The sequence below is a fragment of the Natronolimnobius baerhuensis genome (assembly GCF_002177135.1).
In the GTDB taxonomy this organism is placed as follows: Archaea; Halobacteriota; Halobacteria; order Halobacteriales; family Natrialbaceae; genus Natronolimnobius; species Natronolimnobius baerhuensis.
Window position 1 is genome coordinate 190,213 of the sequence record NZ_MWPH01000003.1, and the last position, 15,387, is coordinate 205,599.

Annotated in this window: 18 protein-coding genes; 10 read left to right on the top strand and 8 right to left on the bottom strand. The window is 63.2% G+C overall.

Going from position 1 to position 15,387, the window contains the following annotated elements:
- Positions 1-166 precede the first annotated feature (166 nt).
- Positions 167-1,774, top strand: coding sequence for an HTTM domain-containing protein (locus B2G88_RS13475; RefSeq protein ID WP_087715056.1), 1,608 nt, complete (start codon positions 167-169; stop codon positions 1,772-1,774).
- Positions 1,775-1,833: 59 nt separating this feature from the next.
- Positions 1,834-2,280, top strand: coding sequence for a thiol-disulfide oxidoreductase DCC family protein (locus tag B2G88_RS13480; protein ID WP_087715057.1), 447 nt, complete (start codon positions 1,834-1,836; stop codon positions 2,278-2,280).
- Here B2G88_RS13480 and B2G88_RS13485 read toward each other — a convergent pair whose 3' ends face one another.
- The 3 genes from B2G88_RS13485 to B2G88_RS13495 form a co-directional block, all read right to left on the bottom strand.
- Positions 2,281-2,982, bottom strand: coding sequence for an Sjogren's syndrome/scleroderma autoantigen 1 family protein (locus B2G88_RS13485; protein WP_087715058.1), 702 nt, complete (start codon positions 2,980-2,982; stop codon positions 2,281-2,283).
- A 63-nt stretch (positions 2,983-3,045) separates the two neighbouring features.
- Complete coding sequence (locus B2G88_RS13490) at positions 3,046-3,471, bottom strand: GNAT family N-acetyltransferase (protein ID WP_087715059.1); 426 nt, start codon at positions 3,469-3,471, stop codon at positions 3,046-3,048.
- A gap of 45 nt (positions 3,472-3,516) precedes the next feature.
- On the bottom strand, positions 3,517-3,981 hold the full coding sequence (locus tag B2G88_RS13495) for a TIGR00725 family protein (protein WP_087715361.1): 465 nt from the start codon (positions 3,979-3,981) through the stop codon (positions 3,517-3,519).
- 138 nt (positions 3,982-4,119) lie between these two features.
- Between B2G88_RS13495 and mdh the strand changes: the two genes are divergently transcribed.
- Positions 4,120-5,034, top strand: coding sequence for a malate dehydrogenase (gene mdh, locus B2G88_RS13500; RefSeq protein WP_054863274.1), 915 nt, complete (start codon positions 4,120-4,122; stop codon positions 5,032-5,034).
- 92 nt (positions 5,035-5,126) lie between these two features.
- Positions 5,127-5,801 (top strand): HAD family hydrolase, encoded by a 675-nt coding sequence (locus B2G88_RS13505; RefSeq protein WP_054863275.1) that lies wholly within the window; start codon positions 5,127-5,129, stop codon positions 5,799-5,801.
- A gap of 132 nt (positions 5,802-5,933) precedes the next feature.
- Here B2G88_RS13505 and B2G88_RS13510 read toward each other — a convergent pair whose 3' ends face one another.
- A complete protein-coding gene (locus B2G88_RS13510; RefSeq protein WP_054863279.1) occupies positions 5,934-6,179 on the bottom strand; it encodes a ferredoxin in 246 nt (81 codons plus the stop codon).
- Between the two features lie 133 nt (positions 6,180-6,312).
- Between B2G88_RS13510 and B2G88_RS13515 the strand changes: the two genes are divergently transcribed.
- Positions 6,313-7,521: an inorganic phosphate transporter gene (locus B2G88_RS13515; RefSeq protein WP_054863276.1), complete on the top strand. Its 1,209-nt coding sequence runs from the start codon at positions 6,313-6,315 to the stop codon at positions 7,519-7,521.
- 87 nt (positions 7,522-7,608) lie between these two features.
- On the opposite strand, the gene B2G88_RS13520 is transcribed toward B2G88_RS13515, so the two are convergent.
- On the bottom strand, positions 7,609-8,043 hold the full coding sequence (locus B2G88_RS13520) for a universal stress protein (RefSeq protein WP_176393245.1): 435 nt from the start codon (positions 8,041-8,043) through the stop codon (positions 7,609-7,611).
- A 136-nt stretch (positions 8,044-8,179) separates the two neighbouring features.
- Between B2G88_RS13520 and B2G88_RS13525 the strand changes: the two genes are divergently transcribed.
- The 4 genes from B2G88_RS13525 to B2G88_RS13540 all read left to right on the top strand — a co-directional run bounded on the left by B2G88_RS13525 (position 8,180) and on the right by B2G88_RS13540 (position 12,236).
- Entirely contained in the window at positions 8,180-8,830 is a 651-nt protein-coding gene (locus B2G88_RS13525; protein ID WP_054863277.1) for a DUF6498-containing protein, read from the top strand.
- Between the two features lie 153 nt (positions 8,831-8,983).
- Entirely contained in the window at positions 8,984-11,341 is a 2,358-nt protein-coding gene (locus tag B2G88_RS13530) for an ATP-dependent DNA helicase (protein ID WP_087715060.1), read from the top strand.
- Positions 11,341-11,871 (top strand): KEOPS complex subunit Cgi121, encoded by a 531-nt coding sequence (gene cgi121 / locus B2G88_RS13535; protein ID WP_054863844.1) that lies wholly within the window; start codon positions 11,341-11,343, stop codon positions 11,869-11,871. The genes B2G88_RS13530 and cgi121 overlap by 1 nt, the downstream gene beginning before the upstream one ends.
- Before the next feature lie 56 nt (positions 11,872-11,927).
- Positions 11,928-12,236, top strand: a complete 309-nt coding sequence (locus B2G88_RS13540) for a hypothetical protein (RefSeq protein WP_054863843.1) — start codon at positions 11,928-11,930, stop codon at positions 12,234-12,236.
- A 17-nt stretch (positions 12,237-12,253) separates the two neighbouring features.
- Here B2G88_RS13540 and B2G88_RS13545 read toward each other — a convergent pair whose 3' ends face one another.
- Both B2G88_RS13545 and B2G88_RS13550 read right to left on the bottom strand, forming a co-directional pair.
- Entirely contained in the window at positions 12,254-12,832 is a 579-nt protein-coding gene (locus tag B2G88_RS13545) for a VIT1/CCC1 transporter family protein (RefSeq protein WP_087715061.1), read from the bottom strand.
- A gap of 2 nt (positions 12,833-12,834) precedes the next feature.
- Complete coding sequence (locus B2G88_RS13550; protein WP_054863846.1) at positions 12,835-13,113, bottom strand: DUF211 domain-containing protein; 279 nt, start codon at positions 13,111-13,113, stop codon at positions 12,835-12,837.
- 120 nt (positions 13,114-13,233) lie between these two features.
- Here B2G88_RS13550 and B2G88_RS13555 point away from each other — a divergent pair, with 120 nt between their 5' ends.
- The gene (locus B2G88_RS13555; protein WP_087715062.1) at positions 13,234-14,589 is read left to right on the top strand and encodes an oxidoreductase; all 1,356 of its coding nucleotides are present in this window, start codon (positions 13,234-13,236) and stop codon (positions 14,587-14,589) included.
- Here B2G88_RS13555 and B2G88_RS13560 read toward each other — a convergent pair.
- Positions 14,586-15,353, bottom strand: coding sequence for a rhodanese-like domain-containing protein (locus B2G88_RS13560; RefSeq protein WP_054863842.1), 768 nt, complete (start codon positions 15,351-15,353; stop codon positions 14,586-14,588). The genes B2G88_RS13555 and B2G88_RS13560 overlap by 4 nt on opposite strands.
- Between the last annotated feature and the right edge of the window lie 34 nt (positions 15,354-15,387).

Sequence of the window (15,387 nt, forward strand, 5' to 3'; positions counted from 1 at the left end):
TTGAAACAGAAGGCATTTATAATTAGAATAACGAGTCGACGGAACGACCAGTACGGCCCGCGGTTCGCCAGTTCGATTCCCCCGGTTCAACCGGTGAGCGTTCGAGATTCAGACCGAACTGACAACATCGAGACGACCACGAGGGCCGTCGACACTCTACAGCAGCATGTCACGCGAACTCTCACAACAGGCTCGAGCCATCGGCGAACGGGTTCAGACGAATTTCCGTGACTGCATCCGGATCGATACGCGGTCGCTCGCCGTCTTTCGAATTGCTCTTGGGCTGCTCGTCCTCGCTGATCTGGCCCTACGGTCGCGAAGCTTCGCCTTCTTCTACTCGGGCGAGGGCGTCGTCCCCCACGAACTCGCGGTCGATATGGTCCCCGAGAACGCGGTTTCGATCTACTACTACGCCTCGAGTCCGACACAGATTGCGGCGTTGATGGTGCTACAGGCGCTGTTTGCACTGCAGTTGATCGTCGGCTACAAGACGCGGCTGGCAACGATTATCTCGTTTCTGTTCGTCGTCTCGCTCGACTACCACAATCCGCTCGTGTTGAGCTACGCCGATACGCTGTTTCGCCTACTCTTCTTCTGGGCCATCTTCCTCCCGCTCGGCGAGCGCTGGTCGGTCGACGCCGTCCACGCTGACCGCGAGCCGCGAGGATCGTTCGCTGGTATCATCGCTTTCTTCGCGATGGGACAGATGGTCTACATGTATTTTCTCAACTGGTATCACAAGTCTCAGGATAGCCTCTGGACCAGCGGTGAGGCAACGCCGCTGATCATGGGGCTCGACGATATGACCTTCCTCCTCGCAGAGTACGTCCGCGAGTACCCGGCGCTGCTCGAGTACGGCGGCTTGTTGTGGTACTACATGCTCATGCTTTCGCCGCTGCTGATTATCCTGATCGGCCGTCAGCGCTATCCGCTGATCCTACTGTTCGTCGGCGGCCACGCGATGTTCGCGCTGACGGTCCGCATCGGCGCGTTCCCGTACGTCGCGTTCGCTGGACTTATCCTGTTCCTGCAGCCGCAGTTCTGGCGAGACGCGACGACACTCACACGCTGGGTGAGCACTCGAGCCGAGTTCGATCCACCGTCGCTGTCCCGCCAAACTGAACGACTCGAGCGACTCGCTGCTCGCGTTCCCCGATTACGGATCGACGAGGCGCGGGTGCAGGCGGCGAAACCACATCTCTACAACGTCGGCGTCGGCGTCATCGTGTGCTCGTTGCTCATCTTCACACTCTTTACGTATCTTCCAGCTGGAAACGTCGTCGCAGACGCCGTCTCGCCGGACGAGCGCATCGAAGACAGCGCCTCGGCGCTGAACATCGACCAACCCGAGTGGAGCGTGTTCGCGCCGACACCGCGAACCAGCGATCACTACTTCGTCTTTGCCGCCGAGACGACCGGTGGCGACTACGTCGACGTCTACAACGACGGCCGAGAAGTGACGAGGGAGCGGCCCTACGACCAGTTACAGAAACAGTACAGCACCTACCGTGAGCGCTTCTACATGAACAGCGTCCGCCGTGGCGGCCTCCACGACAGAAACGACGCTCCCTCCCATCTGGCGGCCCACTACTGCGAGACCTGGGAAGGTAACGACGGCGAAGAACTCGAGCAACTCACCATGCACCGGATCGTTGAGTCGATTACGATGGACACGATTTCCGACCCGGATGCACGCGACTCCCGCAGCGGCAACGTCTACGAGTATCACTGCCACGGTGACGAGCCAGAGACGATTGACCTGCCCTACGAGTAAGATGACTCCCCCTGTCGCCATCGGAACGCTGAATTGGTGAGACCACATACGCACACCCAATGAGCGACGAGATTCCGACGGATGCGCCAATCATCCTCTTTGACGGCGTCTGCAACCTCTGTGCCGGGTTCGTGCAGTTCATCGTCCCGCGTGATCCTGAGGGAATCTTTCACTTTGCCTCCCTGCAGTCCGAGGTCGGACAGGAGTTACTCGCAGCCCACGGCCTCGTGGATCACGACCTCGATTCTATCGTCTTACTCGAGGGCGACGACGCCTACGTCAAATCGGATGCCGTCTTTCAGATCGCCGAGCGACTCGGCGGCATCTACGCGCTCGCTCGCCCGTTGAAGTACCTCCCACGGCGACTGCGCGACTGGGGCTACGACGTCGTCGCCGCCAACCGCTACCGGATTTTTGGGCAGAAAGACCAGTGTATGATGCCGACCGGCGACGTGCAGACGCGATTCCTCGAGCGAGAATCCAGTCCAGGAACGGGCTCGGAGTAGTTATTGCAGCGCCTCGAGGGCCTCGCTCGCTTCGCGTGCAGCCTCGAGACAGTCTTTCGCGTATCTCGGGTCGTCCGCTCGAGCGGCTTCGTCGGCCCACTTCTCGAGTGCCTGGACCAGCGAGTCGTGAGCGGACTCGAGGTCGCCGCTGGGACTGGCTGTCGACGGGGCGGATTGCGCGGGTGTGCGTTCCGAACTGCGGGACGTCGACGATGGCTGGCGTGAGTCGTCACGAGTCGACGCAGCGCCGGTCTGCTCGCGGTCGGTTGGCTCACTGGTAGCTGGCTCGCTGGTGGCCGGTTCTGGCTCAGTCGAGTGCTGCTGTGCGTCGTGAGTCGCGGCGTCAGACTCGTCACTCGAGTCCGCACTGCTCGGCTGACGGTCGTCGTCGGACGGTGTCGACTGCTGACGGTCCGACTCACGGTGCTGTGCAGGCGCGGCTGACGCCTCAGCGTCGTCGGCCGGCTGGGCCTCGAGGTCAGTTCCGTCGACGGCGTCCGGATTCCCGTGACAGCTGGGACAGAACGTGGTCCCGTTTTCCTGAAACAGCGGGTCGCCACAGGTTCCACAGTGGGAGTTCGTCATCGTTGCGCCCTTGAGCAACAGATCGCTCATGCGCTGGGTGGCCTCCCGTTCGGCCTTATCGCGCTCGTACTTCTTCCGGAGTTTCTCGCGCTCGGCTTCCTTGTCGAAATCGCTCATACTCGTCTCATGGAGACGGACCGTCGAAAAAGCTGCGACAACGCGGTTGTGTTGAATCGCCCCCTACTCGGTCCGACGATACATGCCCTTCGAGGCTGGCTGGACTTCCTCGTAGCCAAACCGCTCGTAGAAGTCGTCGATATCCGCGATGAGGTTTACGTACGCGTCCGGCGGGGCTTCCTCCTCGAGATAGGTCTCGAGGCGTTCCATAATCTGCGTTCCGAGCCCCTGGCCTTGGTGGTCCGGGTGGACAGCCATATCCGTAATCTGGTAGACGGTGCCGCCGTCGCCGACGATTCGACCCATGCCGACAACCTCGTCGGTCGGGTCGTGAACCACGACGACGCCGTACAGGGAGTTTGGCAGGCCGCGTTCGATGCCCTCGAGCGAGCGCGGGGGCATCCCGGCAGCCTCGCGCAAGCGGGCGAACGTTTCGGGATCAGGGAGTTCTTCGCGAACGGCGTAGCGATCCGAAGCAGCGTCGTCCATACCATTCCCTCTCAGAAGTCGCCAAAGGAGATGTCGATTGTCAGGCTACTGCTCGAGCGCGGCTTCAATTGCATCGACGGCTTCCGTGGGCGTTTCGACTGTCTCGAGGTCGATGTTTGCCTCGAGTGTCGATAGATCGTGGCTCTCGAGGCTGACAACGGGGCGGTCGTAGATACCCGCAAAGCCGATTTCGGTTAGCGTGCCGACGCCGCCGGCCAGCGCGATCACCGCGTCGCCGTTCAGCGGAACGAGCGCGTTTCTGGCGTGGCCCAGCCCGGTCGCAATCGGGATATCGACGTAGTCGTTGGCCGCCTCAGGATCGGCGGCAGGGAGGATCCCGATTGTCGTACCGCCTGCCGCTTTGGCACCGCGACAGACGGCTTCCATCGTCCCGCCGCGCCCGCCACAGACGACCGTGTGGCCTCGAGCACCGAGTTCGCGACCGACGGCGTCGGCCCGCTCGCGCTGTTCGTCCGTGATCGTTCCGCCGCCGATAACGCTGATTCGCATGCTCGAGCCGTGGGGCGCACCGACCATGGAGTGCCCGGTTTTTTGGTTCGACAATCATCGAAAATTGTGAACGTTTCAGTCAGTAACACGGCTGTTTCCGACGGATTTAACGCTTCCCGTGGTAGAGTATTACGTGACATGACGAAAGTTAGCGTGGTCGGCGCGGCCGGAACCGTCGGGGCCGCCGCAGGCTACAACATCGCGCTTCGGGACATCGCAGATGAACTCGTCTTCGTGGACATTCCGGACCAGGAAGACACGACAATCGGACAGGCCGCAGACACCAATCACGGGGCTGCCTACGACTCGAACACGACGGTCCGCCAGGGTGGCTACGAGGACACCGCGGGCTCGGACGTCGTCGTCATCACGGCCGGCATCCCGCGCCAGCCCGGCCAGACCCGCATCGACCTCGCGGGCGACAACGCGCCGATCATGGAGGACATCGGCTCCTCGCTCGCCGAGTACAACGACGACTTCGTCACCGTCACCACCTCGAACCCCGTCGACTTGCTGAACCGGCACCTCTACGAGGCCGGCGACCGCGCCCGCGAGAAGGTAGTCGGCTTCGGCGGCCGACTCGACTCCGCGCGCTTTCGCTACGTGATCGCCCAGCGCTACGACGCCCCCATCCAGAACGTCGAAGCGACCATCCTCGGCGAACACGGCGACGCCCAGGTCCCCGTCTTCTCGAAGGTCCGCGTCGACGGCCAAGACCTCGAGTTCACCGACGACGAGAAGGAAACGCTGCTCGAGGAGCTCCAGGCCTCGGCGATGAACGTCATCGAAAAGAAAGGCGCCACCCAGTGGGGTCCCGCGACTGGCGTCGGCCACACCGTCGAGGCCATCCTCCGCGATACGGGCGAAGTGCTTCCGTGCAGCGTCCCACTCGAGGGCGAGTACGGTCAGGAAGACACCGCATTCGGCGTCCCGTGTAAGCTCGGTTCGAACGGCATCGAAGAGGTCGTCGAGTGGGACCTCACCGAGTTCGAACGCAACCAGCTCGGCGAGGCCGCCGAGAAGCTCTCCGAACAGTACGACAAGATCGCCTGAGTCGGCCGAGACCGGATTCGATCCATCGACCTTTTCGAGCGCGTGACGACCGACCGAAACGATCACGTCGCTGTTCTGAGTAGTCACGCCGCGTGACAGCCTACGACGCGGTCCTGTTCGACAGCGATGGCGTCCTCGTCGAGCCACCGCCGCGAGAAACACAGACCGAGGCCACACGCGAGGCGTTCCGCGCGGTCGGCGTCACCGACCCTGATCGACGACACGTCGCCGCCGTCGTCGACGGCGTGACCGTCGAGGGCCTTCACGAGATCTGCGCGGCGTACGACCTCGAGCCGGAGGCGTTCTGGGCGGCCCGTGAGCGCCACGACGAGCGGTCGCAACTGGTCGAGTTCAGAGACGGTACCCGAACGCGATACGACGACGTCACCGCGCTTTCCGGCCTTCCAATGGAGGTGAACTGCGGCGTCGTCAGCAACAATCACCACAGCACTATCGAGTTCGTTCTAGAACACTTCGAACTCGGCCCGTTCTTCGACACCTACTACGGCCGCGAGATGACGATTGAGAGCCTCGAATTGAAGAAGCCGAACACGCACTACCTCGAGCGTGCGCTGGACGATCTATCCGTCTCTGTCGAGTCAACGCTCTACATCGGCGACAGCGAGAGCGATATCGTCGCCGCAGAACGAGCGGGACTCAAGTCAGTCTTCGTCCGCCGGTCGCACTGTCACGAGGTCGAACTCGAGACGGCACCGACCTACGAGGTGGAGGATTTGTACGGCATCGCGGAACTCGTCAATAGCTGAGACGAACGCCACAGACGAGCGCTATCGGTTCTGAATGGGGACCTCGAGCGGGCCTGGATCCAACGTTACGCCGAGCGACGGCTCGAGTCTGAACCGGACAGCGCGACGACGCTGAACACAGCCAGTACCGGTTCAGGGAATCAACTGCTCGCCGTCATCATCGTAGATTCTGATTGCATCAACGGGACAGGTTCGGGCGGCGAACTTTGCGTCGAGTTCGGCGTCCTCAGGGACCTCGCGGGAGAACACGCCGTCTTCGACTTCCTCGCTGTCCTCGAGAATCGCCTTGCCGCGCGATTTGTCTTCTGTGAAGGCATCCCACTCGGCAACGCACTGGTACATCCCGATGCAGGTGTCCTCGTCGAATTCGACTCTCATAGACGAGTGTTTCGCGTATCCGCGTAAATTTGTGACGGGTCCAGCTGCGGGCACGCGGCGAACGGACACGCGACCCTCGAGTTCGGCCGCGTACATACCCTTTTCAGTCACGTCGTCGAACGTCGAGAAAGGGATGGTTGCACTGTCGTTCGCGCTGCTGGTTGGGATTGCCGTACTCACCTGTTTGTTCATGGCGTGGGTGCTCGGGGCGAACAGTAACTCGCCGCCGTTTGCGCCCGCAATCGGAGCGAACGCGATTTCGACGATGCGGGCCGCGTTCGTCATTGGGATTCTCGCTGCTGCGGGAGCGCTCATGCAAGGCGGGAGCATCTCCGAAACTGTCGGTGCGGATCTAATCGACGGCGTCGCGATCACGCCGCTTGCTGCAACGGCGGGATTGCTCACCGCAGCGGGCTTTATGGCCATCGGAATCTACACCCGCTATCCGATCCCCGCTGCGTTCGCGACGACGGGCGCAATGGTCGGTGTTGGCCTCTCACTCGGGGGAGATCCGGCGATAGCGACCTACCAACGACTCGGGACGTTCTGGATCATGGTTCCGTTCATGTCCGGTGGATTGGCGTATGTGACCGCAATCACGCTTCGGCGCGACGATATTCCCGAAGCCGTCGGCGTCCCGCTGCTTGCGGGTATCGTCGGTGCCATCGTCGCGAACATCCGTCTCGGAGTTATTCCAGATACCGCCGCTGACCAGGGGACAATTGCCCGATTCGTCTCCCAACAAGTCATCAGTGGCCCGACACTCGTCGCAGACGTCACAGTGGGAATCGTCGTCGTGACGATTCTCTTCGGTGCGCTCTGGTTTTACTGGGTCCGAACGCAAGTCCTCGAGTCCGTCGAGACCGGGATTCGCTCGTTTCTGCTCGTCCTCGGCGGTATCGTCGCGTTCTCCTCCGGCGGTTCACAGGTCGGACTCGCGACCGGCCCGCTCGAGAATCTCTTTCGTGTCGAACTCGGGCTGCCGGGCATCGTCCTGCTCTCGATTGGCGCGACAGGCATCCTCGCGGGTGCCTGGATGGCCGCCCCGCGATTGCTACAGGCGACCTCGAGGGAGTACGCCCAACTCGGCGTTCGGCGCTCGATTGCCGCGCTGGTTCCCGGCTTCATCATCGCGCAGTTAGCAATCGCACTCGGCATTCCGATTTCGCTGAACAACATCATCCTCTCGGGCGTCATCGGCGGCGGGCTGGCAGCCGGATCAGCCGGCGTCTCCCGGCGGAAAATTGGCTTTACGATTACATTCTGGCTGCTGACGCTCGGCAGTTCCATCGTCGTCGGCTACGGACTGTATCAGGTTCTTGCGTTCGTGATAGGGGGCTAACGCGCTCAGACGGGGGCTGGTGGCAGTCAGGTCCAGGAAATCGAGGACGGCTCGCGGGTCGCCGGTAAATCGTGACAGGAGACCACCTCACTCGAGGACCGTCACTGGCCGCGGCGTTCGGTCGACGACCGTCGTTGCGACACCGCGGCCGAGAAATCGGTTGACGAGCCCGCTTGAGCGGGTGTCGTGGCCGTACATGACGACGTGGTCGACGTCGTGATCGGTCGCGTACTGCGGGACGACGGTTCCGGGTTGGCCGCCTGCGGTGTCGATTTCGACGCGGTCGGCTGCAGCCGGCTGGTCCACCCTAGCCACCAACTGACTCGCACGCTCGCGCGCCGCAGCCGTTCGGTCGTCGTCTCGCTCGAGGACGCCACCCTCGCTCATCCGGGCATCGAGCGGTGTGACGACCGCCAGGAGCGTCACGTCGGCGTCTGGAAACGTCTCGAGCGCGTAGGCGAGTGCCTCCTCTTCTCGAGGGCGGCCGAGCGTCGGGACGAGGACGATGTCGGGGTCGATCATAGCGCGGTGTACGACATCGACGGTCATCGGTCTATCGCCGTGCAGGGGCCGGATGTCGCACAAACTGCACGCGAAACGGTAGAGACGACGAGAAAAATCAATACAGTAATAGGTCAGTGTGCGTGATGTCCCCCGTGTGTCCCCGACATCGAAGCGATCGCAAACCGCGTTCGTCTGGGTCATTCTCGCGAACCTCGCCTCGCTGGCCGTCATCTGGTGGTACGACTGGCAGGCCCACGCCCTTCTGCTGGTCTACTGGCTGGAAACTGCCGTCATCGCGATGGTCTACGCCGCGAAGATCCGTCGAGCCGAGGGGACCGACGATCCCCGGGACAGTCGGTCGTGGACGAAGTTCGCCGGCCGGCCAGCCGAGTGGTACATCGGCAAGTCGAACGCGAAGGTCGCTGACGGGATCGTGTTGACCTTCATCGGCCCCTGGCTCCTTACGGGCGCGGTTATCCTCGTGATACCGTTGATCGAGGACCTGACGGTCGAATTCGCGAGTCTCGAAGTCGTCGTCCTCGCCGCTGCCAGTCTCGTCGGCTACCACTGTTTCTCCTACTGGATCACGTACGTCGGACGCCGAGAGTACGAACGACGAGGACCGGTCTCGTTGCTGGTCGAACCGGGACCGTATCTCTGGGCGCTCCTGGCGAGCGTCTTCGTCGGCCTGGGTGCGACCCAGTTTACTCGAAACCCGGCGACGCTGATCGGTAGCTTGGTGTTTTGCAAGACCTGTGCCGACCTGCTGGCTCACAGGAGAGAACGGAAACGGATGCTGGAGTGACGTCCTCGAGAAGCGAGGCAACCAATTCCTACGCACGACCGTATACTCGCCATCTACGTCGATCTAACGGATGGACAGCGTACCGCCTCGAGCGGTACAGATGGCGACTCGAGAGACGACAGTTTAAACCACAGGACGCGCCAACTGCGGGTAATGAACGTCGAGGAGCTGTCGGGGCTCCCACCCGGTGCCGTCTCGCACTTTCGCGAGGAGGGCATCGAGGAGCTCTACCCGCCACAGGCCGCCGCCGTCGACGCTGGCGCACTCGAGGGGGACAATCTCGTCGCGGCCGTCCCCACCGCCAGCGGCAAGACGATGATCGCCGCCCTCTCGATGCTCTCGGCCGTGAACCGGGGCGGGAAAGCACTCTATATCGTCCCGCTGCGAGCCTTAGCCAGCGAGAAAAAAGCCGAGTTCGAAGCCTACGAGGCGTTCGGCGTCACGACCGGCGTCGCGACGGGCAACTACGAGTCCAACAGCGAGTGGCTCGCGACGAAGGATATCGTCGTCGCCACCAGCGAGAAGGTCGACTCGCTCGTGCGAAACGGCGCGGACTGGCTCTCCGATCTCACCTGCGTCGTCAGCGACGAGGTCCACCTGATCGACGACCGGAATCGCGGCCCGACGCTCGAGGTGACGCTCGCAAAGCTCCGCAAGCTCAATCCCGGCATCCAGCAGGTCGCGCTCTCGGCGACGGTGGGCAACGCCGACGAAATCGCCGACTGGCTCGACGCCGAGTTGATCGACACCGACTGGCGGCCAATCGACCTGCAGATGGGCGTCCACTACGGCAATGCCTTAAATTTCGACGACGGCTCGACCCGCGAGATCCCCGTCGAAGGAAGCGAGAAACAGGAAGCCGCGCTCGTCCGCGATATTCTTCAGGAGGAGGGTTCGTCGCTCGTGTTCGTCAACTCCCGGCGCAACGCCGAGGCCGCCGCCCGCAGATTGGGGCAGGTCTCGAGCGAGGAACTCACCGACGAGGAGCGCGCCGACCTCGCCGAGTTGGCCGAGCAGATCCGCGACGACAGCGATACCGAAACGAGCGCGGACCTCGCCGAGTCCGTCGAACGCGGTTCGGCGTTTCACCACGCCGGGCTCTCGAGCACCCAGCGCTCGCTCGTCGAGGACGCCTTTCGCGACCGCCTGCTGAAGGTGATTTCGGCGACGCCCACCCTGGCGGCAGGGGTCAACACGCCCGCCCGACGCGTCGTCGTGCGCGACTGGCGGCGCTTCGACCCCAGCGCAGGCGGGATGGCCCCGCTCGACGTACTCGAGGTCCACCAGATGATGGGCCGGGCGGGTCGGCCGGGACTCGACCCCTACGGCGAGGCCGTCTTGCTTGCGAAGAGCCACGACGAGAGCCAGGAACTGTTCGACCGCTACATCTGGGCCGACCCCGAGGCCGTCCGCTCGAAACTGGCCGCCGAACCCGCCCTGCGGACCCACGTCCTCGCCACCATCGCCTCCGGCTTCGCCCGCACGCGTGAGGGACTGCTCGAGTTCCTCGAGGCCACCCTCTATGCGAGCCAGTCGAGCGAGGCGGGCCGCCTCGAGGCCGTAACGGACAACGTGCTTGACTACCTCGAGCGCAACGACTTTATTGAGCGTGATGGTGGCGGTGGCGGCTCCGACGTGGGCGGCTTCACCTCTGCCGCCGACCTCGCTGACAACGACGGCAACGGCAGAAGCAGCGGTCCCGACGAAGACCTCGAGGCCACCAGCCTCGGCCACACCGTCTCGCGGCTCTACCTCGACCCGATGAGCGCCGCCGAAATCGTCCACGGACTCGAGCGCGCCGACGAACGGCCCACCGCGCTCGGCCTCTATCAACTGATCTCGAGAACGCCCGACATGTACGAACTCTACTTGCGCTCGGGCGAGGACAAGACGTTCGGCGAACTATTCTACGAGCGCGAGCGCGAACTGCTCGGCGACCCGCCCAGCGAGTTCGAGGACGAACGCTTCGAGGACTGGCTCGCCGCCCTCAAAACCGGGAAACTGCTCGAGGACTGGGCCGAAGAGGACGACGAGGAACGGATCACCGAACGGTACAAGATCGGTCCGGGCGACCTCCGCGGAAAAGTCGACACGGCCGAGTGGCTGCTCGGAGCCGCCGAGTCGCTCGCGCGCGAAACTGGCAGTGAGTGGACTGTTGCGGTGCGAGAAGCCCGTGCCCGCGTCGAACACGGCGTCGGCGAGGAGCTGCTCGAGCTCGTCTCCGTCGGCGGTGTCGGCCGCAAACGCGCCCGCCGGCTCCACGACGCAGGTATCGAGGAACCCGCAGACCTCCGCAGCGCCGAGAAGGGCGTCATTTTGAGCGTACTCAAGGGCGAGAAAACGGCCGAGAACATCCTCGAGAACGCCGGTCGCGAAGATCCGTCGATGGACGGCGTCGAACCGGACAAGAGTTCGGCTGCGAGCACCTCGAGCGGCGAGGACGCAGAGCGCACCGACGACACGGCGACAGACGAGGATGACGAGAACCAAGCCAGCCTGGGTGATTTCTGATGGAGCTACTCGAGTGCCGTCTCCGAATCGACGATATCGACGCGTTCGTCGCCGACCTCGCGGAAATTGGCGACCGGTATAACGTGACGATTCAGGCGTTCGACGCACGCTACGTCGCCGACCGCGCTCACCTCGAGCAAGCCCTCGCGTTCGCGGATCGAGCCTTCGAGCGCGGCGAGAACGTCGCCCGCGACCGTGCCGTCGAAATCCTGCTATACGCTGCCGGCCGGCGACAGATCGACCGCGCCCTCGAGATGGGCGTTAGCAAGGGCGATAATCGGGCTGTGGTCCTCATCGACTGCGCTGGCACAGACGCTGGAGAGTCTGACAGCGAAGAAACAGAAACCGCGGCGCTCGAGGCCGTCACCGATCTCGAGGCGTTCGTCGAACGGACAGGGACGCTGGCACGGCAAGACAAGGACACGCTATGTGCGTTCTTCGACGTTCCACCGGCAGAGCGGGCCGCGACTGATGCCTCGCTGGCGGCACTCGTTCGCGAGCGAGTGGCCTTGCTCGAGGTCGAAAAGTAACGGCGCGATTTACTCCAACCCAGTACGTTGATAACACGCCACAACCAGACCACCGTATGGGATTGTTCGACAGTTTGCCAGCGGAACCGCTATCACGGGCACAGATCGGCCGACTCGAGCAGATGGATGCGGTCGGGGGAACGCACGCAATTTACAGCCAGTCGGAGCCGGATGCGGCCTACGGGCTCGTCATCCTGCTCAACGGATCGCTTCGGGCGTGGGCGTATTTCGACGAGCAAAAAGAGTGGGACGAAATCAACGCCACGCCACTCGAGACCAGCGAGGACGGGGAGTTCGACGACCATGATCTCGTCGAAGTGTTCCACGACGAGATACTTGCCGAACTCGGCGCAACCAAGGTGTAGGCGGCAACAGCGTCGCCTCAGCCCGGTAAGACGACGTTGAGCGCAGCAACGACGATACCCGCGATCCCCATCCGGACGGCTGCGACGTACCACCGCTGTCTCGAGATCGATGCGAGATAGATCCCGAACGTCGCCAGAATCGCAATACCGACGAGAATCGACGCGAGAACGGCCTGGAACATCGTGAAGACGACGCCCTCGAGTGCGAGCGGCGCGAGGACGAGCACGATTGCCAAAATGGGGCCGGTCGCACTCGCCGTCGCGTGGACGATTTGGGCCGCCCGATTCTCGCGCTGGAGACGCGTATCCTCGAGTTCGGTGAGCATCGCCTGCTCGATGCGTTCCTGTTCGACCAGCGCCTCGGCGCGTTCGATCTCCCAGACGCTCCAGACGCCGGAGGTACCGAGGCCGACAGCCGCGCCGAGGCCGATCATAATCGCTGTCATGCCGTCGCCGATGCCCGAGAGATACGCGCCGACGACGACGCCGATGCTAGTGAGCGTGCCGTCGAAGCCGTTCGCGATGAAGTACCGCCTCGAGATTGCGCGGACGTCGTCTTTGGCGATAACGCGTCGGATACGCTCGAGTCGCTCCATCGCTACAGCCAGGGATCCTCGAGCGTTCGCGAGCCACAGGACACCTGATCGACCGAGTGGATCGACGCGCTCAGATCCTCGATTTCCGCGCGAATCCGCTCGAGGTCCAGGTTCTCGCCTTCGATGGTGACGCGCAGCGTCTTGACGCTCTCGTCGACTTCGATGACCGTCGCAGTAGCAGCTTCGATGCTCTCGAGATCGCCCAGTTGCGTCGTGAACGTGACGACGCTCGGGTCGTGTGGTTTCAACACGTCGAGGACGAGCCGTCTAATCGGAGTCATGGCCAAAAAAAGGACAGCGCCTGTGAAAGGTCTACGGCTCGAGCGGGAGTCGCGAGAGGAGGGCCGGACCCTCACGAACCCCGGCGTCACGCTCTTGGTTCGGCCCGTGATACCTCAGCCATGACCTCCCTCGAGGACCCGCTCTCCATTGGCGACTGCGAGATTCCCAACCGGCTCTACCGGGCTCCCTTGCTCGAGTGTGCGGGCAACGGGCCGGACTCTGTCGACACGCTAATCGATGACCTCGAGCCAGCCGCCGAATCGGGCGTCGGCCTCATCTTTCAGGGCGCAACCATCGTCCGCGAGGACGGCGGCTGTGCCGCACCGGGGATGACCCGTGTCCACGACCCCGAGTTCGTCTCGCGCCTATCCCGGCTGACCGACCGCATCCACGACCACGGCGGGCGCATCTTCGTCCAACTCGAGCACGGCGGTCTCCGGAGTATGGAAACCTGGCACGCCGAACACCGCCAGGAGAATCCGAATCTCGAGCAGTTGGCAGTGTCGAAGCCACCCTGGCAGTTACGGCTCGCTGACCGCCTCGGCTTTCTCGAGTACGATCCACACGTCCTCTCGACCGAGGAAGTCTACGAACTCGCTGCTGACTTCGGCCGCTCGGCCGCTTACTGTACCGACGCAGGCTACGATGGCATCCACCTCTCGGGGGCGAACATGGGTATCATCCAGCAGTTTCTCTCGCCCTTCTATAATCGCCGGGACGACGAGTTCGGCGGCTCGCCCGAGGCCAGACTCGAGTTTCTCGCGCTGGTGCACGAGGAAATTCGCGACCGGGCGGGCGACGTGCCGCTGGTGACCAAAGTTCCGGCAGAGACACCCGCGCCGCCTGCACCCATCGTCCGGCGAAAACTCTCGCTCACGGACGGCATCGAAATCGCTCGACGACTCGAACGAATCGGCTACGACGCCGTCGTTCCCGTCCAGGCGTCGGTCGTCTGGGACATGAGCATCATCCGCGGAGAGTACCCCGAGCGCGCGTGGGCCAACGAAGCACTGCGGGAGGGCTACGACGCAGCGTTCGGGAGTCCGACTCGACGACGGCTGGTCGCGTTCGGCAACTGGCTCGAGTCGCTACAGTATGATTTCGAGCCCGCCTGGAACGCCGAGTTCTGCCAGCGTGTGCGCGAGCAGGTGTCGATTCCCGTCCTCGCGGAAGGAGGGATTCGCGAGCGCGGCGAGATAGATCGGCTGCTGGGCGACGACTCGAACCCAGCAGCCTGCGACATGGTGGGGATGGCTCGTCCCTTCTACGCCGAACCGCGATTGGGGGCACGATTGCTCGAAAGCGGTGAAACCGCAGCTATCGACGAAGAAACGCGAGTCCTCTGTGAGAGCTGTAACAACTGCACGGTGCCGCAGGCGACCGGCGCGCCCGGCATCTGTCGGACACCAGCCGTGTTACGTGAACGGGGAACCCTCGAGCGAGCGGGTGCGTATGATCGAAAGGACAGCGATTAAGCCGTAATAACGTCGCTCGTCGCCTCCTCGAGCGTCAGTTCGCGGGTGTAATCGGGCGCGTCGACCTCGAGCACGGAGTCGTCTACAAGGTTCGCAAAGTGAAGCGTCAGTTCGTAGCTGCCGTCCGGATCGACGACACTCATCTCTTCTTTGTCGCCGCTGGCCGTCCGGACGCTGATGTATTCGCCGGCGTAGGCGGGATCAGACTGCCCTTCGACGTGATAGGCTGGCAACTGCGCGGCCGCCTGACCGTCGACCTCATCGCCTTCGATTGGATACCCGTTGACGACCCACGGCTCGAGGCCATCATCCAGCGCATAGACGTCCTCGAACCCGGCATCGATGAGCGTCGCAGCGCGCTGGACTGCCATCGTGTGTGGGCAAACACAGTAGGTGACGATGCGGTCTTCCTGTGGCCAGTCTGCGGTTGGGTCGTTGTCGAGTCCGTTGGGTGCGGTACTCAACGCTGCGCCGGTGATTCGGAGATCCTCGTAGGAATTTTCTAGTCGCGTATCGACAATTCGCGCTTCTTGACGCAGATACCAGTATTCGACATCCTCGAGCGGTGCAAGCGGAACCTCCGTCCCGTTGTAGCTTGCCGTTTCGTAGCTGTCGGTGTCGATTGAACGCTCGTCTGGCGTCTCCTCGGAGTCCGGCCCGTAGCCATCCGCGGACGATCCCTGGCCGTCGTCGCCGCCGAGACAACCCGCGAGCCCAGCGGCCGTCACCGCTGTCCCCGCTGCAAGAAAGTGCCGTCGATTCATTGACAGCCAGTAGGGCCGTCGCTCAAATAGGCGT

What these genes read in the sequence shown, in the direction of transcription:
- B2G88_RS13520 (WP_176393245.1), bottom strand. Translation starts at nt 8,043, where the DNA reads ATGATCGACCCCGACATCGTCCTCGTCCCGACGCTCGGCCGCCCTCGA.
- B2G88_RS13555 (WP_087715062.1), top strand. Translation starts at nt 13,234, where the DNA reads ATGACCTCCCTCGAGGACCCGCTCTCCATTGGCGACTGCGAGATTCCC.
- B2G88_RS13530 (WP_087715060.1), top strand. Translation starts at nt 8,984, where the DNA reads ATGAACGTCGAGGAGCTGTCGGGGCTCCCACCCGGTGCCGTCTCGCAC.
- B2G88_RS13475 (WP_087715056.1), top strand. Translation starts at nt 167, where the DNA reads ATGTCACGCGAACTCTCACAACAGGCTCGAGCCATCGGCGAACGGGTT.
- B2G88_RS13510 (WP_054863279.1), bottom strand. Translation starts at nt 6,179, where the DNA reads ATGAGAGTCGAATTCGACGAGGACACCTGCATCGGGATGTACCAGTGC.
- B2G88_RS13545 (WP_087715061.1), bottom strand. Translation starts at nt 12,832, where the DNA reads ATGGAGCGACTCGAGCGTATCCGACGCGTTATCGCCAAAGACGACGTC.
- B2G88_RS13550 (WP_054863846.1), bottom strand. Translation starts at nt 13,113, where the DNA reads ATGACTCCGATTAGACGGCTCGTCCTCGACGTGTTGAAACCACACGAC.
- B2G88_RS13495 (WP_087715361.1), bottom strand. Translation starts at nt 3,981, where the DNA reads ATGCGAATCAGCGTTATCGGCGGCGGAACGATCACGGACGAACAGCGC.
- cgi121 (WP_054863844.1), top strand. Translation starts at nt 11,341, where the DNA reads ATGGAGCTACTCGAGTGCCGTCTCCGAATCGACGATATCGACGCGTTC.
- mdh (WP_054863274.1), top strand. Translation starts at nt 4,120, where the DNA reads ATGACGAAAGTTAGCGTGGTCGGCGCGGCCGGAACCGTCGGGGCCGCC.
- B2G88_RS13480 (WP_087715057.1), top strand. Translation starts at nt 1,834, where the DNA reads ATGAGCGACGAGATTCCGACGGATGCGCCAATCATCCTCTTTGACGGC.
- B2G88_RS13485 (WP_087715058.1), bottom strand. Translation starts at nt 2,982, where the DNA reads ATGAGCGATTTCGACAAGGAAGCCGAGCGCGAGAAACTCCGGAAGAAG.
- B2G88_RS13515 (WP_054863276.1), top strand. Translation starts at nt 6,313, where the DNA reads ATGGTTGCACTGTCGTTCGCGCTGCTGGTTGGGATTGCCGTACTCACC.
- B2G88_RS13540 (WP_054863843.1), top strand. Translation starts at nt 11,928, where the DNA reads ATGGGATTGTTCGACAGTTTGCCAGCGGAACCGCTATCACGGGCACAG.
- B2G88_RS13560 (WP_054863842.1), bottom strand. Translation starts at nt 15,353, where the DNA reads ATGAATCGACGGCACTTTCTTGCAGCGGGGACAGCGGTGACGGCCGCT.
- B2G88_RS13490 (WP_087715059.1), bottom strand. Translation starts at nt 3,471, where the DNA reads ATGGACGACGCTGCTTCGGATCGCTACGCCGTTCGCGAAGAACTCCCT.